General features: G+C 37.6%; 27 protein-coding genes. 10 read left to right on the top strand and 17 right to left on the bottom strand.

The window, feature by feature from the left end:
- The 8 genes from RU87_RS08920 to RU87_RS08960 all read left to right on the top strand — a co-directional run.
- A partial coding sequence (locus tag RU87_RS08920; protein WP_068164985.1) for a sigma-70 RNA polymerase sigma factor region 4 domain-containing protein occupies window positions 1–557 on the top strand: 557 nt, incomplete at its 5' end.
- Between the two features lie 329 nt (window positions 558–886).
- Entirely contained in the window at window positions 887–1,735 is an 849-nt protein-coding gene (locus RU87_RS08925) for a transporter substrate-binding domain-containing protein (RefSeq protein WP_068164680.1), read from the top strand.
- Entirely contained in the window at window positions 1,728–3,200 is a 1,473-nt protein-coding gene (locus RU87_RS08930) for an amidase family protein (RefSeq protein ID WP_068164683.1), read from the top strand. The genes RU87_RS08925 and RU87_RS08930 overlap by 8 nt, the downstream gene beginning before the upstream one ends.
- Before the next feature lie 109 nt (window positions 3,201–3,309).
- Entirely contained in the window at window positions 3,310–3,945 is a 636-nt protein-coding gene (locus tag RU87_RS08935) for a glutathione binding-like protein (protein WP_197456631.1), read from the top strand.
- A gap of 90 nt (window positions 3,946–4,035) precedes the next feature.
- Window positions 4,036–4,920, top strand: coding sequence for a DMT family transporter (locus tag RU87_RS08940; protein ID WP_068164690.1), 885 nt, complete (start codon window positions 4,036–4,038; stop codon window positions 4,918–4,920).
- A 262-nt stretch (window positions 4,921–5,182) separates the two neighbouring features.
- A complete protein-coding gene (locus RU87_RS08950; RefSeq protein ID WP_068164695.1) occupies window positions 5,183–5,494 on the top strand; it encodes a DUF6442 family protein in 312 nt (103 codons plus the stop codon).
- Entirely contained in the window at window positions 5,494–5,712 is a 219-nt protein-coding gene (locus RU87_RS08955; RefSeq protein WP_068164753.1) for a helix-turn-helix transcriptional regulator, read from the top strand. The genes RU87_RS08950 and RU87_RS08955 overlap by 1 nt, the downstream gene beginning before the upstream one ends.
- A gap of 304 nt (window positions 5,713–6,016) precedes the next feature.
- On the top strand, window positions 6,017–7,555 hold the full coding sequence (locus RU87_RS08960; protein WP_068164698.1) for a ClC family H(+)/Cl(-) exchange transporter: 1,539 nt from the start codon (window positions 6,017–6,019) through the stop codon (window positions 7,553–7,555).
- A 150-nt stretch (window positions 7,556–7,705) separates the two neighbouring features.
- Here the strand turns inward: RU87_RS08960 and RU87_RS08965 are convergent, their stop codons facing one another.
- From RU87_RS08965 to rplM, 3 genes are all read right to left on the bottom strand, one after another.
- On the bottom strand, window positions 7,706–8,782 hold the full coding sequence (locus RU87_RS08965; RefSeq protein ID WP_068164700.1) for an LLM class flavin-dependent oxidoreductase: 1,077 nt from the start codon (window positions 8,780–8,782) through the stop codon (window positions 7,706–7,708).
- 288 nt (window positions 8,783–9,070) lie between these two features.
- The gene (rpsI, locus tag RU87_RS08970; protein WP_003137384.1) at window positions 9,071–9,463 is read right to left on the bottom strand and encodes a 30S ribosomal protein S9; all 393 of its coding nucleotides are present in this window, start codon (window positions 9,461–9,463) and stop codon (window positions 9,071–9,073) included.
- 13 nt (window positions 9,464–9,476) lie between these two features.
- Complete coding sequence (gene rplM / locus RU87_RS08975; protein ID WP_068164702.1) at window positions 9,477–9,923, bottom strand: 50S ribosomal protein L13; 447 nt, start codon at window positions 9,921–9,923, stop codon at window positions 9,477–9,479.
- 169 nt (window positions 9,924–10,092) lie between these two features.
- Between rplM and rnhC the strand changes: the two genes are divergently transcribed.
- Window positions 10,093–10,971 (top strand): ribonuclease HIII, encoded by an 879-nt coding sequence (gene rnhC, locus RU87_RS08980; protein ID WP_068164705.1) that lies wholly within the window; start codon window positions 10,093–10,095, stop codon window positions 10,969–10,971.
- On the top strand, window positions 10,968–11,561 hold the full coding sequence (gene lepB / locus RU87_RS08985; RefSeq protein ID WP_068164709.1) for a signal peptidase I: 594 nt from the start codon (window positions 10,968–10,970) through the stop codon (window positions 11,559–11,561). The genes rnhC and lepB overlap by 4 nt, the downstream gene beginning before the upstream one ends.
- A 68-nt stretch (window positions 11,562–11,629) precedes the next feature.
- On the opposite strand, the gene hisE is transcribed toward lepB, so the two are convergent.
- From hisE to RU87_RS09055, 14 genes are all read right to left on the bottom strand, one after another.
- Entirely contained in the window at window positions 11,630–11,944 is a 315-nt protein-coding gene (gene hisE, locus RU87_RS08990) for a phosphoribosyl-ATP diphosphatase (protein WP_068164713.1), read from the bottom strand.
- The gene (gene hisI, locus RU87_RS08995) at window positions 11,934–12,290 is read right to left on the bottom strand and encodes a phosphoribosyl-AMP cyclohydrolase (protein ID WP_068164755.1); all 357 of its coding nucleotides are present in this window, start codon (window positions 12,288–12,290) and stop codon (window positions 11,934–11,936) included. The genes hisE and hisI overlap by 11 nt, the downstream gene beginning before the upstream one ends.
- Before the next feature lie 4 nt (window positions 12,291–12,294).
- Window positions 12,295–13,053: an imidazole glycerol phosphate synthase subunit HisF gene (hisF, locus tag RU87_RS09000; protein ID WP_068164716.1), complete on the bottom strand. Its 759-nt coding sequence runs from the start codon at window positions 13,051–13,053 to the stop codon at window positions 12,295–12,297.
- A gap of 1 nt (window position 13,054) precedes the next feature.
- Window positions 13,055–13,768, bottom strand: a complete 714-nt coding sequence (gene hisA / locus RU87_RS09005; protein ID WP_068164719.1) for a 1-(5-phosphoribosyl)-5-[(5-phosphoribosylamino)methylideneamino]imidazole-4-carboxamide isomerase — start codon at window positions 13,766–13,768, stop codon at window positions 13,055–13,057.
- A complete protein-coding gene (gene hisH, locus RU87_RS09010) occupies window positions 13,746–14,372 on the bottom strand; it encodes an imidazole glycerol phosphate synthase subunit HisH (protein ID WP_068164725.1) in 627 nt (208 codons plus the stop codon). The genes hisA and hisH overlap by 23 nt, the downstream gene beginning before the upstream one ends.
- Window positions 14,373–14,957 carry an imidazoleglycerol-phosphate dehydratase HisB gene (gene hisB / locus RU87_RS09015; RefSeq protein ID WP_068164727.1) on the bottom strand — a complete coding sequence of 195 codons (585 nt, stop codon included), beginning with the start codon at window positions 14,955–14,957 and terminating at the stop codon, window positions 14,373–14,375.
- On the bottom strand, window positions 14,954–15,607 hold the full coding sequence (serB, locus tag RU87_RS09020) for a phosphoserine phosphatase SerB (protein WP_068164730.1): 654 nt from the start codon (window positions 15,605–15,607) through the stop codon (window positions 14,954–14,956). The genes hisB and serB overlap by 4 nt, the downstream gene beginning before the upstream one ends.
- A 131-nt stretch (window positions 15,608–15,738) precedes the next feature.
- Window positions 15,739–17,040 carry a histidinol dehydrogenase gene (gene hisD / locus RU87_RS09025; RefSeq protein WP_197456630.1) on the bottom strand — a complete coding sequence of 434 codons (1,302 nt, stop codon included), beginning with the start codon at window positions 17,038–17,040 and terminating at the stop codon, window positions 15,739–15,741.
- Entirely contained in the window at window positions 17,033–17,674 is a 642-nt protein-coding gene (hisG, locus tag RU87_RS09030) for an ATP phosphoribosyltransferase (protein ID WP_068164733.1), read from the bottom strand. The genes hisD and hisG overlap by 8 nt, the downstream gene beginning before the upstream one ends.
- Entirely contained in the window at window positions 17,671–18,630 is a 960-nt protein-coding gene (locus RU87_RS09035) for an ATP phosphoribosyltransferase regulatory subunit (RefSeq protein WP_068164740.1), read from the bottom strand. The genes hisG and RU87_RS09035 overlap by 4 nt, the downstream gene beginning before the upstream one ends.
- The gene (gene hisC, locus RU87_RS09040; protein ID WP_068164743.1) at window positions 18,630–19,679 is read right to left on the bottom strand and encodes a histidinol-phosphate transaminase; all 1,050 of its coding nucleotides are present in this window, start codon (window positions 19,677–19,679) and stop codon (window positions 18,630–18,632) included. The genes RU87_RS09035 and hisC overlap by 1 nt, the downstream gene beginning before the upstream one ends.
- 453 nt (window positions 19,680–20,132) lie before the next feature.
- On the bottom strand, window positions 20,133–20,675 hold the full coding sequence (mnmM, locus tag RU87_RS09045) for a tRNA 5-(aminomethyl)-2-thiouridylate-methyltransferase MnmM (RefSeq protein WP_068164746.1): 543 nt from the start codon (window positions 20,673–20,675) through the stop codon (window positions 20,133–20,135).
- Entirely contained in the window at window positions 20,669–21,586 is a 918-nt protein-coding gene (gene mnmL, locus RU87_RS09050; RefSeq protein WP_068164747.1) for a tRNA modification radical SAM protein MnmL/YtqA, read from the bottom strand. Before mnmL ends, mnmM begins: the two co-directional genes overlap by 7 nt.
- Window positions 21,583–22,244, bottom strand: a 662-nt coding sequence (locus tag RU87_RS09055) for a phosphatase PAP2 family protein (protein ID WP_244173072.1), incomplete at its 5' end; no start/stop codon positions are given. The genes RU87_RS09055 and mnmL, both read right to left, overlap by 4 nt.

Here is a 22,244-nt window from a genome sequence, read left to right on the forward strand (position 1 = left end):
CCCTTTTCTTAATTCAGATTGATTATAATGGCACTAAACCACTCAACGTTATTTCGCTGACTGGAAAAGGGGGAGTTATGGATAGCATAGAAATGATGCTTCAAAATATTGAGCCAATTATTATGAATTGTAGTAAAACAACTAGGATTCCATCTTGGGAGCTAGATGATTACATGCAGGAGGGGATGATTATTGCACTGGAAATGTATCAAAATAGACATAACATCAATAACGGTAACGCGTTTAATTTCTATGTCTATTTTAAAGTCAGGTATTCCTGTTACCTGATAGATAGTTTTAGAAAGGCTAACGCATATAAAAGAAAATTTGATCAACCATTATATTGTGAAATATCTGAAGCCTTCAACCTTTATGATCACCACCAAAATGTTGCAGACAATGTCTGTTATCAGCTATTGCAAGTTGAAATTCTTGAGATATTAACACCAGATGAAGCTGATTTATTTATGACCTTGAAAAATGGTGGGAAAGTAGAGAGAAATAAAAAGTATAGATTAAAGAAAAAAATTATTGATTATCTTAAAGACATGTTATGAGATAAAAGCTTGACATATTAGAGAAAGAAATAAGAACTTAAAATATTTTTTCATACTATAGAAACATTAATGCTATAAATAAACAAAAAAAATGCCACCCACAGGTAACATTTTAGAACTCCGCTTGCAAGACTCGAACTTGCGACATNATTCGCTCAGTAAGCCAAAACTTAAAAGATAAAATAAAACCATACATACATCTATAAGGCGAGTGAATATACCACTATATAGAAACTGTCCAAAACTTATGAACGTCGTATCTTTCTTATTTCTGTGATTTTGCTAAAATAAGTTATACAAAAGAAAGGGCTTGAAAAAAGCACAAAAAAATGAACAAAAAACTACTTTTAGGACTAACAGCATTATCTCTCATCACAGTTGCACTACTTAGCGGCTGTACAAAAAAAGAAGCGACTAAAGCTGCTCCAGAACAGATTACTATTGCCACTAATGCCAATTCTAAACCTAATACTTATATGCAAGATAAGAAACTGACAGGATATGATATAGAACTGGCACGTGCTGTATTTAAACAGTTGCCTGAATATAAAGTAAAATTCCAAGTCATTGACTTTGACTCTGTTCTATCAGGTGTAGATACTGGGCGTTTTCAAATGGCGGCTAACGCACTATCTTGGTCGAGTGAACGCGCAAACAAATATACCTACTCTCTACCTATAGCTAAGTCAGCGACTGCTGTAGCTGTCAAACCAGATATGCAAGTTAAGACTTTATCTGACTTGGCTGGAAAATCAACTGAGGTACTTGCTGGTGTTCAAGTAGCCACTATGCTGGAGACTTGGAATAAAGAAAATCCTGACAAGGCTTTAAAACTAAACTATATGGATGCAACTTATCCATTAACCTCTTATGTTGCTGATGTGGCATCAGGTAAAAGTGATTTTGTGATTTATGATCAAATCTCACTTAGTCAAATCATTAAACAACAAGACTACAAACTTAAAGTTGAGCCAATTAAATTAGGTCAAACAGATAAACATACTGGTTTTGCCTACTTTATTTTTGGAAAAGATAAAAAAAGTATGACCTTACAAAAGAAAGTAGATCGTGTATTAGTTGATCTACAAAAAGACGGCACTATGAAACAACTGTCTCAAAAATACTTTGGTGGAGACTTCATACCTAAAACAGCAGATATGAGCCAGGCAAATGATTAAAGATGCGACCTACTTTATAGGACAACTTCATACAAACCAAATCACACCTGAACAATTGCTTATAGCTACCCAAAAAAAGATTAACAAAATCAATCCTAATTACAATGCTGTCATCGCGCATGATATAGCTCTAGCTCAAAAAGATATTAACAAAACCAAACAGGGATATTTTGCTGGACTACCATTTCCACTAAAAATGTTAGGACAAGTACATGCTGGATTGGGTGCAACGGCATGTTCTAGACTTTTTAAAGATAATCTCTCTGATACTGACGATAACTATGTCACCACTTTGCTAACAGCTGGATTGACACCGTTTGGCCAGACGAACTCTCCTGAATTCGGATTTAAAAACATCACAGACTCATCACTATATGGTGATACACTTAATGTATGGAACTCTGCTTATTATTCTGGTGGGTCATCTGGTGGTGCTGCCTCTGCCGTGGCTGCTGGTATTTTTCCGATGGCAGGTGCTTCCGACGGTGGGGGGTCTATCCGCATTCCTGCTTCTTTCTCTGGTCTCATCGGACTAAAAGTCACGCGCGGACTTATGCCACAAGGTCCTGATACCTATCGTGGCTGGCAAGGCGCTTCAACAAGTGGTGCTTTAACTGTTTCTGTCCGTGATACTGCTCATTTTCTTGCAGAAATGCAACTGATGCAAGAAGCTGATCCTTACCAATCTCAATTACTAGATAAGCAATCACTACATCATATAACTGAGATTGATAGACCTTTAAACATTGCATTCTCCTATGAGTCACCTATTTCAGGTATTAAGATTTCTGATACAGCAAAAGCCGCACTTCGTAAGACTATTGATTTTTTGAAAGCACAAGGTCATCAGCTAACAGAAGTTGAGTTTCCATTAGATGCTCGTGCTTTAATCCAAAGTTATTACCAGATGAATGCAGCAGAAACTTTTGCTATGCTAAACCCTTGGGAAAAACAGCAAGAAAAAAAAATCACCAATGAGGATGTTGAACCATTAACCTATGCACTTTTAGAGACTGGTCGACAAGTGGATGCGGCTAGCTATATCCAAGCCTTAAACTTATGGGACAACGCTTGTGCGATCTTTGATGATAAACTCTTTAAGGATTTTGAGTTATTTTTGACCCCAACGACAGCAAAAACAGCTCCAAAAATAGGAGAAAAATTGATTGATGATAACCTCATCTCACAACTTAAAACTTGTGAACAATATGCCTTAAAACAGCAACTAGATTTGATTGAGACAGCGTTTGAATCATCCTTAGCCTACACCCCTTATAGCTTTATCAGTAATTTAACAGGACAGCCAGCACTTTCGCTACCTGTATATCTCGACAATACGACCAACCTACCACAAGGCGTTCAAATATGGGGACCTAAACACTCGGAGATTCTCATGCTTCGCCTAGCTTTACAGTTTGAAAACCATGAGCAGTTCATCTTACCTGAAGCCTACCGATTTTATTAATAATAAACCCTCTAGAAAACACCTGCCCTAGTCTGCAATTCTCATAGCGGTAACACGCTAAGTAACTGACCAAGTGCTATACTGTTCTATAGAATAGAAAAGAGGGTATATCATGAAACTATATTATGCATCAGGAGCAAGTTCTCTAGCCACCCATATACTTTTAGTAGAAAGTGGCTTAACGTTTAGCTTGGAAAAAGTTAATTTGGATACTAAACAGTTTGAAGGTGGTGATTATAAAGTCCTAAACCCCAAAGCTTATGTCCCAGCGTTAGAAACCGAGAACGGGCTATTAACTGAATGTGCAGTAATCTTAGAATATATCGCTAATCAAGCAACAGATAAGACCTTTATCAGTGAATATAACACGCAAGATTTCTGGAAACAAAAGATGTGGCTAAATTACATCGCGACCGAATTACATAAAAATTTTATTTCTCCGTTTAGAACTGGTAATTGGTTACCCAATACAAAAGAATCAAAAGAATTGGTATATCAGCGTGTCTTTCCACGATTAAAATTGATTAATGATCAACTGGAAGGACAAAATTTTTTAATCAACAATCAATTCTCCCTAGTAGATCCATATCTTTTTGTCATGACCAACTGGATTCGCAGATTAGACTTTGGTTTTTTAAATTTAGAAAACCTAGAAAGATTTGACTTGGCTATGCGAGAAAGACCAGCAGTTAGACAAGTTTTAGAAAAAGAAGGTAAACCACATAGTTTAGTTTCAAATGATTAACTATTAACCTCTTTTAAATACCTAATTAATAGCAAACAACTTGATTAATCTTCATCTTAGCAAATAAAAAACCTAGAGGATACGCATCATATGAAAAACACCACACACACGCCTCTACTTTTGGCAATTTTATCTGCGATAACTTATGGCATCAGCTTTCCCTTATCTAAGCTATTACTCTTACGTGTACCGACTTTTGAAATGACTAGCTTACTTTATGCTGGTTCAGGTCTAGGTATGATCATCATCTCGCTTTTTATGAGACAAAATACTCAAAAAAAAGAAGACAAATTAGGTCGAGAAGATTTGCCCACTGTTGTTTGGATGATTATACTCAATCTTGCTGCTTCCTCGCTCTTGCTGATAGGGATTCGACTTGCTTCTGCCGGCACTATCTCTTTACTGTCCAACTTTGAAATAGTTGCAACGACTGTAATCGCTAGATTACTCTTCAAAGAGAGACTTGGTAAACGAGTATTTGTGGCAATTGTGCTCATTCTTTTCTCAAGTCTATTATTATCTGTTGCTGATTTCAGTCATTTCCAACTATCTATTGGTGCATTATTTGCACTCTTAGCCTGTATTTGTTGGGGTGCAGAAAATAATACCACTGCAATCTTATCTTCAAAAGATCCACTGCAAATAGTTATCGTCAAATCACTTGCAACTGCTTTTTTTGCAATCATCATTGCATTTTTCACAGAAAACTTAGTCTACCAATGGCCAATTATCGTTTACGGTTTATGTTTAGGCTTTGTCTCTTATGGCTTGAGTTTATATTTTTATATTACATCACAACGTTATATCGGTGCGATTCGCACGGGAGCCTACTTTGCGACAGCGCCATTTATCGGACTTATTTTAAGTTGGGTGATGTTTGGGCAACTCCTAACGATGAGTTTTATGGTTGCCATTATATTGATGACTTTTGGGGTTTACCTCGTTGCTTCTGAAACACATGTTGAGGATGAGTGAAATTGACTTGCTTAAAACTTAAAAATGGCCTTAAACGGCTTCTTATCATTACTTTTGATGTCGCCCAATAATATGAACTTTTCATATAAGCCATCCATAATCTGTAATCAAAACTCGAGTCATAGTATTCGAGTTTTTTATCATATCAAAATACAAATCATCACTAAACTAAAAATCCAACGCATAAATATGCCTAGTTTACTTATAATGTTGACAAGTTTACTTGACAATGATAAACTGATGTCAGATGGAGGAATTAAAGATGAACAATAAAAGATTTTTGGCACTAGCACAGCAGGAAGATAAGGATGAGGGTCAAATCTCAGAATTAAGAAAAATCAATATCATTAATTACAATATGCTTTTGTTGGGTGGGATAATTGTTTTTGTCATTAGGGCGCTTAAAAAAGAACCAACAATAGATTTGACTTTCATGCTTATTTTTTCGATGTTAGGGCAAGGTATTTATAGATTGAAAAAAAATAAATCAGTCCTCAACTTAATTGTGGTCTTCATTTTATCTATTGCTGTTTTATCAATGGGTTGGACACTTGTGAGAGTCTTCTTTAAATGATGGAAAAAAATAAACTCATATTAAAAAATAGACTGAAAGTTGCACGTGCTGAGAAACGCCTCAATCAAAGTAATTTAGCCAAACTTGTTGGTGTCTCAAGACAGACAATCAGCAATATTGAAACTTATGAATATATTCCTTCTGCAAAATTAGCATTGCTACTCTGCATTGCATTAGAGACAACATTTGAAGAACTCTTTTATTTTGAAGATAAATAACAGATAACCGAGACTAAAACTCTCCCTTAACATAACTAATTTATAACCGTTTTACTTGAAAAATCTAATGTGTCACTTGCTCGGATTAATCCAATGATACAGATTACTAACATTTCGACTTGAATAACCGCTCATCATTTTTTAACACTTAATTAGCATTTATTTAAAATAGGCTACTAAAGTGTTACAATTAAGCTAACGATTCATAGACATACCCAAAGAAAAGATTAACTATCGGTACACCTTAAAACCTACATCTCAGTATAATGTAGGTTTTAAATTGATTAAATTAGAAATGATAACGATGAAATTAAAGGATTTAGAACGCTCATCAAATAAAAATTTATACCTACTCGCCTTGAGTGCGCTAGTCGGTATTGCCGCAGGATTATTAGCCAGTCTGTATAGATTAGCTTTGAAATATGCAGAAGCAATTAGTATCTCTTTCTATCATCATGTCGCACGACATCTCACCTTACTTGTCATCCTATTTCCTATCCTCGCCATCATCGCGTATCTTGTGACTTGGCTAATGAAACGATATCCGATGATTTCAGGCTCAGGCATTCCCCAGGTAAAAGGGCAATTACAAGGCTATCTAAAACCCAATTGGTTCACAACAGCCTTTGCAAAGTTCATAGGTGGCACCTTAACAATGTTAGCAGGTCTATCCTTAGGTCGTGAAGGTCCATCTATCCAACTGGGTAGTAGTATGGGACAAGCTGTTGCCCAGAAATTTGCTCAGACCGAGCGTCACAGAAGAATCTTAATCGCATCTGGCGCATCTGCGGGATTATCGGCTGCCTTTAATGCGCCATTATCCGGTGTGATGTTTGTGATAGAAGAGGTTTTTAAATATTTCTCTCCTTTGATTTTGTTGACATGTATGACATCTGCTATTGTAGCAGATGGTGTTTCCAGACTAATTTTTGGAGATGGCGCTGTATTTCACTTTAACATCATCAGCGCAATCCCACTAAAGGATTATCCTATTTTATTAATTCTAGGCGTTATTTTAGGTGGATTTGGTGCGATATATAATTGGAGTTTATTAAAAGCTCAATACTTATACAAAAAAATTCGATTGCCTTACTTTCGCATCCTACTTGCTTTTTTAGCTACAGGTATGATGGCACTTATTTTTCCACTAGCTATTGGTAGTGGACATATTTTGATAGAGAAGTTCAATTTTGGACAATCACTTAGCTTTCTTTGTTTGCTATTTATTGCCAAATTTTTAATTTCAACGATTTCCTACAGTTCAGGCGCTCCTGGCGGTATTTTCTTTCCTTTACTGGTACTTGGTGCAAGTTTAGGGGCCATATTTGCCACCTTTGTGATTCTGACTTTTCATTTACCGAGTGAGCTATTCGCTAATTTTATCATTTTATCCATGGCAGGAACATTTACTGCGATTGTCCGGGCACCGATGACTGGCATCTTACTCTTAGTTGAAATGACAGGGTCATTTTCTCACTTATTGCCTCTAGCACTGGTGTCACTTGTCGCATATATTGTAGCGGATTTATTAAAATCAGAACCAATCTACGATAGTTTACTCGCTAATCTACTTGCTACAAACGCTCTAAATCAAGAAAAATCATACCAAAACCTGGTGTTTGAAACAATCGTCCAATTCGATTCTGTAGCTAACCTTAAGACTTTGAGTCAACTTACGCTGCCAGAAGGCTGTTTATTAGTCTCTATTCATCGTTTAGGTAAAGATATGATCCCAAACGGTAATACACAACTTTTAGCAGGCGATTATCTGACCTTTATGATTAATCAGGATGATGAGGGGGATACGCGTGAAGCGATTAGGCAAATTTTAAGTGAACCATAAGACTAGCTAAATGCTTGTATCTACCTATCACTAAACTGATCAGTGCAAACAAAAACCATAAGAAAGTGTAAAAGCTTTCTTTTTTTAGCATAAAATAGCAACAAAAAAACATCCTATTGACAAAGGCAATAAGGATGTCATGATCAGAAATTACGAGCTTGTTCGCGTTCTTTTCTTCACTTCAGGTAAAATCTTAGTCCCAATCAAGTCAATATTTCTTTTAATTTGATCGATTGAGACACCACCAAAGTCTATCTGTGCCATATAGCGTTGCATACCAAATTCTTGATGCTGATAAACTAGTTTCTCGATCAAAAACTCAGGGTCACCCACATTGACTATACTATGCGGATGTGTGGCTTGTGCAAAAGATGTGTTTGGAAATGCTTGACCATTAGATAATTTAAAGGCTGCTGCGACATGAGGGTAGTATTCTTGCAGGGCTTGTTGTGTCGTTTTAGCAGTATAGAAAAAACCAGCAGTCGTGATAGGCAGCGTTTTAGGATCATATCCGTGTTGTTGTGCCGTTTTCCGGTAAAGATCTAGTGTTTTCTTATGATAAGAAACTGGCCCGCTCAAATGTGCCAAAACTAGCGGTGTACCTGACGCACCAGCTGAAACTGTACTTGTGACACTACCACCAATCGCTCGCCATAGTTGTAAATGTCCAGATTCTGGACGTGGTAAGATATGTGCATTGGTCAAAGGTGGTCTAAATCTACCAGACCAAGTCACGTATTCTTGTCGATTTAACAGCTGTAATAAGTCAAATTTTTCATCGAAAATTGCATCATAATCTTGAAAATCTACGCCAAACAAATCAAGTGCACCCAGTCTTGACGCACGACCTGCGATTAACTCAACACGACCATCACTTAACAAATCAAGTGTCGCAAAATCCTCCCAAACTTTGACAGGATCATGAACACTTAGCAATGATGCGGCAGAGGCAATCTTGATTTTACTAGTCGCTTGCACAATCGCTGATAAAATAACCGTTTGTGCTTGTGAGACAAAATAATCTTGATGACTTTCTCCTAAATCAAAAACATCTATACCAGCTTGCTCAGACATTTTTGCAATCTCAATAAATTCCTTCACCCGCTCTTTTTCTGAAAGCATCTGTCCGTTATGCGGATTACGCATCAAATCCCCTAAAGAGTATATGCCAAATTCAATCCCATTTGTCAGATCTATTGGCTTTACAAAGTTATTACGTACACTCATATCAACTACTCCTTTATTCTTAACACGCATACCTATCATATACTGATACTTAAATAGCATATATAACCGTGTTAGGTTGTTTATTAAAGTAAGTATAGCAGTAAAAAAAATAGAAGTAAAACAATTCGTTTACATTTGTAAACGATTAAGCTTTTTTTATTTGATATAATTATAATCGTAATGATACCTAAAATATACGCATCATTTTTCAAAAAATATTTTTGCTACACAAAAAAAAAAAAACTCCCACAAAATGAGAGTTTTTTTGATATTTCTCGATAAAACAGATTAACGTTTTGAGAATTGTGATGCTTTACGGGCTTTTTTAAGACCTGCTTTTTTACGTTCAACCATACGAGCGTCACGTGTAAGCAAACCAGCGCGTTTTAATGATGCACGGAAATCAGGGTCTACATTTAAAAGCGCACGTGAGATACCATGACGGATCGCACCAGCTTGTCCTGCATAACCACCACCATTAACGTTTACAAGCACGTCGTAAGCGCCAACTGTTTCAGTTGCGCCAAATGGTTGGTTGATAACCAAACGCAAGTCTGCGTGTGGGATATATTCTTCAACATCTTTGTTGTTTACTGTGATTTTACCAGTGCCGGGTACCAAACGTACACGAGCTACTGAGTTTTTACGGCGTCCAGTGCCGAGGTATTGTACTTGTGCCAATGTCTAGTCCTCCTTAGATTAATCCTGTAATATCAAGTACTTCTGGGTTTTGAGCTTGATGTGTGTGCTCAGCGCCAACAAATACTTTAAGTTTCATGCCTTGTGCACGACCAAGCGTGTTATGTGGCAACATACCTTTTACAGAAGTTTCGATAAGACGAACTGCATTTTTAGCACGCAATTCACCAGCAGTGATTGATTTCAAACCACCTGGGTACATTGAGTGTTTGTAGTAGATCTTATCAGTTGCTTTTTTACCAGTTAATTTAACTTTTTCAGCATTGATAACGATCACGAAATCACCAGTATCAGTGTGTTGCGTGAATTGTGGTTTGTTTTTACCACGTAGAATGCTTGCAACAACTGCTGACAAACGTCCCAAAGGAATATCTGTCGCATCAACAACGTGCCATTTACGTTCAACTTCGCCTGGCTTAGCGAAATATGTAGTTTTGTTCATGATTTCTCCAATTTTTTATCTGTAGTTTACTAAGTGTATGTCAATCGTTCCTTATTCACATACGGTATTTTCAAGTTTCCGGGACCTAAAAATGGGGTAAACAATACCGTTTTATATAATATCATATTTTAATAGGTTTTGTCAACTTTTTTTTGTTATAATAGTTTTTATGACCATCGTTTTAAACTTAACTTCTCAGAAAATTAAACAACTCATAACAGCGTATCAAGACTATGCTACAGCTACAACCAACCCCTACATCCAATTTTTAGCAAAACCACCCGAATGTGTCGTCACTGTTTACACATCTGGCAAAGTGATGTTTCAGGGAAAAGGGGCAACTAAACAGGCGAGCCAATTTAGTGATCAACAACTAGCAGCACCTCCCACACAACAAACAAATATCATTGGCACTGATGAGGTGGGAAATGGCTCTTATTTTGGCGGGCTGGCTGTTGTCGCAAGCTATTTAACCGACGCAGATATCCCCTTGATCAAGTCATTAGGCGTTGATGATTCTAAAAAGTTAACCGATGCTAAAATTAGAGACATAGCACCTATTCTAAAAGAAAAGATCCAGCATCAAGCGCTTTTACTAAAACCTAGTAAATATAACGAGGTAATTGCCTCTGGTTATAATGCGGTGTCGGTCAAAGTCGCGCTGCATAATCAAGCCATTTACCTCTTAGAAAAAGCACTATCAACTACACCTGATCACATTATTATCGATGCATTCACGACTGAAAAGAATTATGTAAAATATCTCAAAAACGAAGCAAATCAAACCAATGGACGCGTCACTTTAGTCCAAAAAGCTGAGAGTCAATTTTACACCGTCGCAGTTTCATCAGTGATTGCAAGAAGTTTATTCCTTGATGAGTTAGATGAGTTATCCCAACTGATGGGGATAAAATTACCAAGTGGCGCAGGGCATCAATCCGACTTGGTTGCAGCAACAATAATCAAAAAACATGGTGAAGTAGCACTTAATCAAATTGCAAAATGCCACTTTGCCAATACAGAAAAAGCTAGGAGACTAATCAAATGAAATTTCTTAAAGAATGGGGACTTTTTATCCTTATCGTTGCTATAATGGCAGTGCTTCGTTTCTTTGTTTTTAAACCGGTACTCGTAGACGGGCATTCAATGGATCCGACTTTAGCAGATAGAGAACGTTTGATGATTACGACACTATCAACTATCAAGAGACAAGATATCGTTATTGCGAAAGAATATGATTCAACTAGTGATAAACCTAAAAAAATCGTTAAACGCGTGATTGGACTACCTGGTGATACAATTACCTATCATAATGATGTCTTAACAGTAAACGGTAAAGTCGTTAAAGAGCCTTATTTGGCTGACTATCAAGCGCAGTTTAAAAAAGATAAGCTACAAAGTACTTATCAGTATGATGCTTTCTTCCAACGTCTTGCAAGACAATCAACCGCCTTTACCACTAGTGCAACTGGTGAAGCGAATTTCACTGTAAAAGTTCCTGAAGGTCAGTACTACTTAATGGGTGATGATCGTATCGTGTCACAAGATTCCAGAAGAGTCGGTGCTTTTCCTAAAAAAGACATTATAGGTGAAGCTAAAGTACGCTTTTGGCCACTTAACCGAATCGGTGGTGTTTAACGCATCGTAAGAGCAAATAACAGCTTTGTATTACCTCAAATAACTTAAAAAAGACCGGAGGGTCTTTTTTAATATGATTTAATTTCTGGTCTGTCGTGAATATTTGATTGTTTGCCATTTCTTTCGTCTAAAACCGCCTGCACATCACTCGGTGTAACTCCTGTTTCAGCAAGCATGACAGCCAGATGGTACAATACATCTGCAGTCTCATTTGCAATTTCTGTTTTGTCAGCATTTTTTGCTGCAACAACAACTTCTGTCGCCTCTTCGCCAACTTTTTTTAGGATTTTATCTAATCCTTTTTCAAATAAATAGGTCGTATATGATCCTGATTTTGGTGTTTTTTGGCGTTCAATTGCTTGTTCATATAGTTCATTGATCATTATTTTCTTCCTTTATGTCTAATATATTATTAAAAAAGCAACTGACTGCTCCGGTATGGCAAGCTGGACCAACCTGTTCTACGCCAATTAAGAGCGTATCAAAATCACAATCTACTGCTAGTGTTTTGACATGCTGAAAATGGCCAGAAGTCTCTCCTTTATGCCAAAGTGCTTGACGTGAACGTGACCAGTACCAAGTTTCACGTGTTTTTAGTGTTAAGTCATAAGCAGCTTTGTTCATATAAGCTAACATCAAAACTTGTCCAGTTGACACATCAGTAACGATGGCTGGCACTAGTCCGTCTGGACTTTTATCAAAATCAATTACGAAGTTGTCATTATCCATCATATTATTCCCTCACATCAATCTCATGTGCTTTCATCTTAGCCTTTAGATCACGAATATCAATTTCTCCATAATGAAACACACTGGCGGCAAGTGCAGCTGTAACCGATGTTTTCTCAAACACTTCAATCACATCCTCAGCAGTTCCAGCGCCACCACTCGCAATTACTGGAACTGACACAGCTGAAGCCACAAGTTCGTTTAACCTTAAATCAAAACCTGCTTTTGTCCCATCTTGATCCATACTGGTTAACAGAATTTCACCAGCACCTAACGCAACAACTTTCTTGGCCCATGCTAGTACATCCAACCCCGTATCTTTTCGACCACCGTTAATGTAAACATGGAAAGTCCCATCAGCTTGTGCTTTTGCATCAATTGCGACAACGATACACTGGTTACCAAATTTTTCGGCACCTTGCTTGATTAACTCAGGATTAGCAACTGCACTCGAGTTAATGGCAACCTTATCTGCACCCGCCTTAAGCATTTTTTGCATATCTTCAACAGATCGAATGCCACCACCAACAGTAAAAGGAATAAAAACTTGCGCTGCTACTTGTCGAACAACATCAACCATCGTATCACGCGCCTCATGCGTCGCTGTAATATCAAGAAAAACTAATTCATCACACCCTTGTTCATAGTAAAGTTTGGCCGTTTCTGCTGGATCACCTACATCAGTTAAGTTAACAAAATTAATCCCCTTAACAACACGACCGTCTTTAACATCCAAACAAGGAATAAGCCTTTTTGCTAACATATTAAAACTCCTTTAACTCATCTAAAGTTACATTACCGTTATAATAAGCTTTCCCAACAATTGTGCCTGCTATCCCAATAGCTTGGAGTTTTGTTAAATCAGACAGTTGTGCTATACCGCCAGATGCAATCACAGATGCACTTGTTAAAGCTGACTGTAGTTGTTGATAATGTTCAAAATTAGGACCTAACAAAGTCCCATCACGATCAACGTCTGTATAGACAAATAATCGCACACCAATCTTTTCCATCTCAAGCGCTAAAGACAGAAATGAGACATCTGAAGTCTCTAGCCACCCTTCAGTAGCTACTAACCCTTTTTTAGCATCGATGCCTACGACAATCTTTTCCGACCCAAAACGTGCCAAAGCTGCTTTGACAAACTCAGGATCTTTAACCGCCATTGACCCGATGATGACACGGTCAACGCCTTTATCGATATAAGAAGCAATCTGCTCTAATGAGCGAATGCCACCACCGACCTCAATCTTTAATCCCGTTTTTTGAACAATTTCTTCAATAATCGGCGCAGATGTTGCTTTACCATCCAAAGCACCATCTAAATCGACAACGTGGAGATAAGTCATCCCAGCGCTAGCAAAAATCTCAGCTTGAGCTAGCGGACTCTGATTAACGACCGTTTCTTTCGAGAAATCACCTTTAAATAAACGAACTGCACGCCCATCTTTAATATCAATTGCTGGTAGAATTTGCATAGACGATCTCCTTAAATCTTTTTAAAATGCCAAGGCCAACTTCTCCTGATTTCTCAGGATGAAACTGGGCACCATAGACATTTGCTTTCGAAATCATGGCAGGTACTGGCATCCCATAATCTGTCGTGACATCTAAAAATGCACTGGGCACATCTGTAAAGTAAGAATGTACAAAATAAACATAATTATCTTGTAAGTTGGTAGTCAAGGGCGTGTCATTCACCACGTCAAGACTATTCCAGCCCATGTGTGGGACTTTTAACCCATTGCTTGCGGGAATTGGCCGACAGACACCAGGAATGAGGCCCAAACCTGTTGTTAATTGATGCTCCTCAGATGCCTCTACTAAAAGTTGCATCCCCAGGCAAATCCCTAATAAAGGAACCCCATCTGCCACTACTGATTTGATTGTCTTAACTAAATCTCGTTTTTCTAACTCTGCCATAGCTGTCGGGAAAGCCCCTACACCAGGTAGAATTAAACCATCAGCAGACTCAATAACTGTTAAATCTGATGTTAAAACAGCATCAACACCAAGCTTATCTAAAGCATGTAAAACATTAGCTGTATTTCCAGCGTCATAATCAATCACCGCAATTGTCATCTACAATACTCCTTTAGTCGAATTAACCCCATGAATTTCAGGATTCAAAGTGACTGCCTCCCGAAGTGCACGGCCTGTTGCTTTAAATAAACTTTCTGATTTATGATGCGAATTTTTACCATGTAAGATTTTCAAATGTAAGTTCATCTGTACATTAAAAGCTAAAGCTTGGAAAAATTCTTCAACTAATTCAGTATCAAAATTACCCAAGGTCGGCGTTGCAAATTCCGCATCAAAGACAAGATACGAACGACCTGATAAATCAAGACTTGCCATACCTAATGTTTCATCCATCGGCACAAAGGCAGTTCCATAACGGTTAATCCCAGCTTTATCACCGAGTGCTTCGCGGATAACTTGACCTAATGCAATCCCAACATCCTCTACTGTATGATGACTATCAACATGTAAATCCCCAACCGCATCAACAACCAAGCTAAAGCGACCGTGTCGTGCAAACAACGTTAACATATGATCAAAGAAACCAACACCTGTATTAATCTCAACAGGTTCTTGTGCATCTAGATCAACAGCTAGTGTAATTTGTGTTTCTGCTGTATGTCTTGTAATTTTTGCTGTTCTCATACGTCACCTCTTACCTCTTTAATAATATCAAGTGCTAAAGCTAAATTCGGTGTATTAATTTGATACGGCGCTTGCTCACGTACAACTGCTTTTGCATTAAAAGCAATCCCGATACCACTAGCCAAAATCATTGGCAAATCATTGGCACCATCACCTACAGCAACCGTCTGAGATAGCTCAAGACCTAGTTCTGTTGCCCATTTTTTAAGACTAGCTAACTTAACCTCTTTCGTAACAACTTCACCTACTACTTTACCAGTCAACTTACCATCTGCTACCTCTAAATGATTAGCCTTCACAAAATCAAGACCCAATTCATCAGCTAACTCATCAACCGTCTCGTGAAATCCGCCTGATACCACACCAACTTTCCAACCTCTAGCATGCAAAGTATCAACCAACTCACGTACACCATGTGTAAAATGAATTTGTTTACGAATGGTTGCAAACACAGTGTCAGGTAACCCTGCTAATAAGGCGACACGTGCAGCTAAAGCCTCAGTGAAATCCAGTTCACCATTCATGGCACGATGGGTAATGTTTGCCACCTCAGCCCCGCTACCTGTAAGCTCTCCTAATAAATCAATACCTTCTTCTTGAATTAAGGTACTATCTACATCCATAATCAAAAGACCGGTTGTATCTGTCATATTTTCTTTATCTCCATTTCAATCTAACTCTAATTTAAGCACACGATCACTAACTCATCATGTATCTTTAGAACACTCATAAACCTTCTAGCAGCTACTGCTTGATCAAAAAAATCACATCACTAACGACTTTAGTCGTCAACGTTAACACCCTCACGTATTTCGATGGCTCTTGCGTGTGCTTGTAACCCTTCTGAATAAGCTAATTTTGTAATGTCTTTTGCGGCAGTGATCACGGCATCTTGACTATAATAAGTAAATTGACTACGTTTGACAAAATCATACACACCTAACGCACTATAAAACCTAGCTGTACCTGATGTTGGTAACACATGGTTAGTCCCAGCATAATAATCACCTATAGGCTCAGAAGTATAGTGGCCTAAAAAAATACTACCAGCATTTTTTATTTTTGGTAAATATGAGATTGCATCATCCATAGCAACTTCCAAATGTTCTGGTGCTAGTTCGTTCATTAATTCAAACATTTCTTCGACTGACTCAGTGATAATCGTTCGCCCATTTGTCTCAATCGATTCACGCGCAATTGCTTCACGTGGTAGCGTTTGTAGCTGAGCCTCTAAAGCAAGATCAACCTCATCAGCTAAGCGCACTGAATTCGTCACTAGTATAGCACGTGCTAAACGGTCATGCTCAGCTTGTGATAATAAATCAGCTGCCACATACGTTGCATTGGCTGATTGGTCAGCAATCACACCAATTTCAGATGGCCCTGCAATCATATCGATGCCAACTTGACCAAATACTTGTTTCTTGGCAGTTGCGACAAAGATATTACCAGGACCTGTAATTTTATCTACCTTAGGAATAGACGCTGTCCCATAGGCTAGGGCTGCTATGGCTTGTGCCCCACCAACTTGGAAGATTTTAGTCACACCAGATAAAGCTGCAGCAACTAAAATTGCTGGATTAAATTTTTCTTGTGGCGGTGTAACCATATATATTTCAGGAACACCGGCTATTTTTGCTGGTAAGACATTCATCAAAACACTAGATGGATAAGCTGCTGTCCCTCCTGGAACATAGACACCGACTTTTTCAATCGGTAAAACAAGTTGTCCTCTCACGACCCCGTCTGTCTTGGCATCTACAAAGCCAGGTTCAACTTGATGTTTGTGGTAAGATTCAATATTTCGTTTGGCATTTTTTAACGCGACTAAAACCTCAGGATCAATTTCTTCAAACGCTTGATCGATGGTTTCACGTGAAACTTCAAATGTTTCAATGCTCATATTATCAAATTGTTTAGCATATGATGTTAAAGCTTTATCACCATCTTTACGTACATTTTTGATAATCTCTGCAACAATATCATCAAAGTTATCTTGAGTCTTTGCATAAGCTGCATATTCTTGTGCTAAGATAGCTGATATTACTTTTGCAGACCCTGTTAATCGTTTCATTTTAACCATTAAATGCTACCTCTTCATTTCCGACGACCGCCTGTAAGCGATCAACTAGTCTCATAATATCAGGATTTTTCTTGATACTTGCACTATTGGCTATCAATCGCGACGACACGCGCATGATGTCCTCAAAAACAAGCAACCCATTTGCTGCTAATGTATGACCAGTTTCTACAATATCAACGATTGCATCAGTCAATCCTATGACTGGTGCTATCTCAACAGATCCTTGAATAGAAACGATTTCGACATCTTCTCCTTTACTATTGAAAAAATCAGTCGCAACTTTAGGATACTTAGTCGCAATCGTCTTGCGTTTATGGTCCGTTGGTTCATAACTTGGAATACTTGCAACAGAAAATTTGCACAACCCAATATTCAAATCTAACATTTCTAAATAAGCACCAGGATGTTCGTACAATACATCAGAGCCGACAACACCCAAATCAGCAATCCCATGCTCGACATAAGTTGCCACATCGGGCGCTTTAACTAATAAAAATCTAAGCGTCTGTGTGGGATCTACAAAGATTAAATTACGACCTTTATCAGCCATAAATGTCATATCAAACCCTGCTTGAGTTAAGATTTTGACAGTATCCTTCTCAATTCTCCCTTTTGTTAAGGCAATCGTAATCATCTAACACCTCCATCAAATACAATATCTCGACGTACTTCTTCATAGATTGCATCTACATCTAACGCCCAGCCAACTGCACACATTTCTCTTGCATCAAAGCGTTCAAATAATTTATCATATCGACCACCGCTAAGAAAAGCATAGGGAACCCTGTCGCTAAATACACGAAACATCATACCTGTATAGTAATTACGCCTTGCTAACATGCCTAAATCGATGGTTATGTCTGGAAAATGTTCACTCAACTGTTCAATTTCTGACAAATCTGATAGAATTTTAGCATTGTTTACGAACACTTTTGCTTGTTTTAACACTGCTTGAGCTGGACCAAATAACCGAGGTAGACTGACCAAAAAGTCATCAAATTCACTCGGATTATGTTTGACAAATTCAGTTAATCCAGTGATTGACTTATTTTTAATACAGATGGATAACTTAGCTCTTTGACCCATATCAAAAGCATTAAAAATGGTCTGTAAGATGCCTGCATGACTTAATTCTATCCGATAATCTTTGACACCTGCTAATGATAAACTAGCTGTTGCTAACTCAAGCGCTTCAACGATTGCCTTTTTCCCATCAAAACCGATCAACTCAATACCAGCTTGCATACGCTCATTTTGTAACCCTTTTAACTCATCATGTTGTCGAAAGACTTTCCCACTATAGGAAAACTTGATAGGTAGCGTCACTTTTGTTGTCGCAACAACACGTGCAATAGATTGTGTGACATCTGGACGAACAACTAACAAGTCACCATGTTTATCAAACAAGTGATAATTGTGCGTATCTAGCTCATCCTCAAAAACCCCTGCATGCTCAATAATCGGTGTATCAATACGATTAAACCCACTATCCATCAAAAAATGAGTCACTTTATTTTCAATCAAATAAATACTGTGTGCCCTTTTAAACAGTTTATCATGCATACCTGGTGCTAATTGCTTATGTTTCATCAAAATACATCTCCTATCACTGTTACAACCTTCGTCATCTCCGCTCGTGTACCAATGGAAATGCGTAAATAATCTGATAATCGACCATGATCACCAAAATATCTAACATAAATTTTCTTGGCCTGTAAAAATTCAAAAAGCGCCTTGGCAGATACACCTCTAGGTTTCGTTAAAAGAAAATTAGTTTTAGACTTGAGGACTTCAAATCCTAATGCACTTAACTCATCTGAAAACCAATCCCTTGTTTGCGAAATTTCAGCATTGATACCGTCATAGTAACTTGTATCCATAACTGCTGCAGTTGCTAGACTTTCAGCAATTGAATCAACAGCGTATGGATTATAAGAATTCTTCACTGCTTGAATCACACTAATTAATTTTGGAGACCCTATCCCATATCCTACGCGTAGTCCTGCTAGTGCTGCATCTTTTGAGAACGTTCTTGTGATGAAAATATTATCATACTGCGATAATAATGGCAAAGCTGACTCTCCACCAAAAGCAATATATGCTTCATCTATAATCACGACAACATCTTGATTTGCCTTAACAATTTGTTCAATTTCAGATAAAGTTTTAAAAATTCCCGTAGGCGCATTGGGGTTAGCAATGACAATCCCACCATTTTTTCGCCCTACATAATCACCTGTCACAAGTTCAAATGTTTCAGATAATGGTATCTCTTCAAAGGGAATTTGAAACAAATCAGCCCACACCTTATAAAACCCATAAGTAATATCAGGAAACAGCACAGCATCACCTGAGTTAAAAAAGCTCAAAAATGCTAGCGCTAGGATATCATCAGATCCATTACCTACGATGATCTGCTCTTGTTTAATCCCTAATTGATTGGCTAACGCTTGACACAAGTCATGATTATCTAATGATGAATATTGGCGTAGTCTATTCCCCTTAAATTCTGATAAGGCTTTTAAGACTCCTGGACTCGGTGGAAAGGCATTCTCATTTGTATTGATTTTGATTATATTTTTTTCTTGAGGCTGAGCACCTGGTACATAAGGTGCAATATTTCTTAATCCTTTTATCATTAGTTTCTCCTTATCATTGGGTTAAATTGAACAAAAAACGCCCATGTGAAATGACTTCACAAGGACGTTTTAACGTGGTACCACCTTTTTTCAAAACAGTGTCACCACTGTTTTCTCACTGAGTTTATGATAGGCTACAACCGACCAAATAGTTTAATCTCTTACCTAGTAAGAGATTAAACATTTAAAAAACCGTATCTAGCTTATTCACGCAACCCATGTCATTAACGCTGACCACGTTTTTGCCTACTTATCGTATCATTCAGCAAAACTCTCAAGAATGTGTAACCTGTCATTCAGCACGTTTTCTCAGCCCCAAACGCTCTCTTTGGCTTAGTCACAGGTCTATTTCTCTCGTAGATTTTCATATTTAAATTCATTTTACTAGAAAATTCTGAAAATAGCAACCCTTTTAAAATATTATAAATAAAAAGGTTACTTAATCGTCTTGCTTTACCCCAATTTTTCAATCATAATTAGAAATGGTGGCTGATTAACCTGATTCATTGCACCATAGTGGTAAACTTGATACTGTTTTTGATCTAAACTAGATACAAATGCTAAGACAGCATCTTTTTCCGTCTCACCACCGTCATGTCCATAATAAACCATTATTGCAATGCGACCCTTATTAGACAACATCTCTAATAATTTTCTCAAAGCTGTAAGCGTCGTATTAGCCCGTGTAATCAATTTTTTATCTGATTTAGGCAAATAACCCAAATTAAAAATAGCAGCTTTAACTTCTCCACTCACATATTGATCAACATTTTCATGCCCATCTAAAATCAATTCTGCAGTAACACCTGCATGACTCAATCTCTCTCTAGTCATATCAAGTGCTAATTGTTGAACATCAAATGCAAAGACTTTTGAACCTAAGCCGGCTAAAAATGCTGTATCAAAACCTTGGCCCATCGTCGCATCAACAGTTGTATCCCCTGCATTGATAATTTCCTCAAGCCAAGTATGAGCCATAGCTAATGGTCTTAACATGCCTTATCTCCTTGAAAAACATTTCGCTTAGTCATTTCATCATCTATGGCATTTAACACTTCCCATTTTTTTAAGCTCCACATCGGACCAATCAACATATCCCTCGGTGCATCTCCAGTTAAACGATGGATAGAAATATGTTTTGGTATAATCTCTAATTGGTCACAAATGATAGTCACATAATCATCAAACGCCATCAATTGTAATGCGCCTTGATGAAAATCTCTTTGCATCCTTGTACCAGTCATCAAATGTAGTAAATGCAGTTTAATACCTTGGATGTCAGAGTCTGTCACAACACGACGCACATTTTCTAACATCATGTCATGTGTTTCACCGGGTAAGCCATTGATTAAATGCACACAAACCAAAATACCGCGTTGTCGCAAATTAGCAACTGCATCTAGATATGTTTGATAATCATGTGCTCTATTAATCAAATTACTAGTCGTTTCATAGGTAGTTTGTAAGCCTAATTCTACCCATACTGTAATACGTTGGTTCAACTCTTCTAGATAATCTAGTGTTTCTGTCGGCAAACAGTCAGGACGTGTACCAATATTAATCCCAACAACATCAGGGCGGCCAACTGCTTGCTCAAATCTTTCTCTAATTACATCAACTGAATCGTGCGTGTTGGTAAAATTTTGAAAATAAGCAATATATTTTTTAACACCAGGCCATTTACGATGCAAAAATTCAATCTCTTTTTCAACTTGAACAGGAATAGGTGCATCAGGTGCTACAATAGCATCGCCAGAACCAGAAACCGTACAAAATGTACATCCACCATGCGCAACAGTACCATCACGATTAGGACAATCAAACCCTGCATCAATTGGGACTTTAAAGACCTTCTCCCCATAACTTTCTCTCAAATAATCATTCCATGTGGTGTATCTTTTATTCATTTTTGAACTCCTTTAAAGCGCCACTTGAACCTAATCTCATCATAAACTGGAAACCAAAATAATAACCAGCTACCACTAAGTAGCCACCCACCCAAAATATCTGTAGGATAATGAACACCTAAATAAATACGCGAGATCCCAATTAAGACTATCATCACAACTGCAATAATCAGAGGGACATATTTAAGATAATGTTGCTTAATTCGCTGTCTACATATGATCATCAAACTAATATAAAGCATAACACTAGCAGTTGCATGTCCTGAAGGAAAACTTAAGCCATTTTCAACAACCAAGTGCGTTAAACTAGGTCTTTGTCTATCATAAACATATTTCAGAATTGTAACTAAGATCGGAGCAGTCATCACATTTACTACCAAAAATATCGCTTCTGTGTACCATTTTTTAAAGACTAAAAATAAAACTAAAGCGACTACAATAACCTCAATATAGCGTACACCACCAAAATTTGTGAAGTGCTTAAAAAAAGAAGTCAAACCATTGCTCATATTTCCTCGAACTAAGTCTTGAATAAACCGATCAATGGGTGATAAACTACCTGGGAAAAACTTGACTAAGTAGCCAAGCATAACAAACATGACTAGTCCAAAACTAGCATTTAATCTATACATTTTACTTTGTTTCATCCTAACATTAT

This window comes from Pseudolactococcus plantarum (genome assembly GCF_002441715.1).
Lineage (GTDB): Bacteria > Bacillota > Bacilli > Lactobacillales > Streptococcaceae > Pseudolactococcus > Pseudolactococcus plantarum.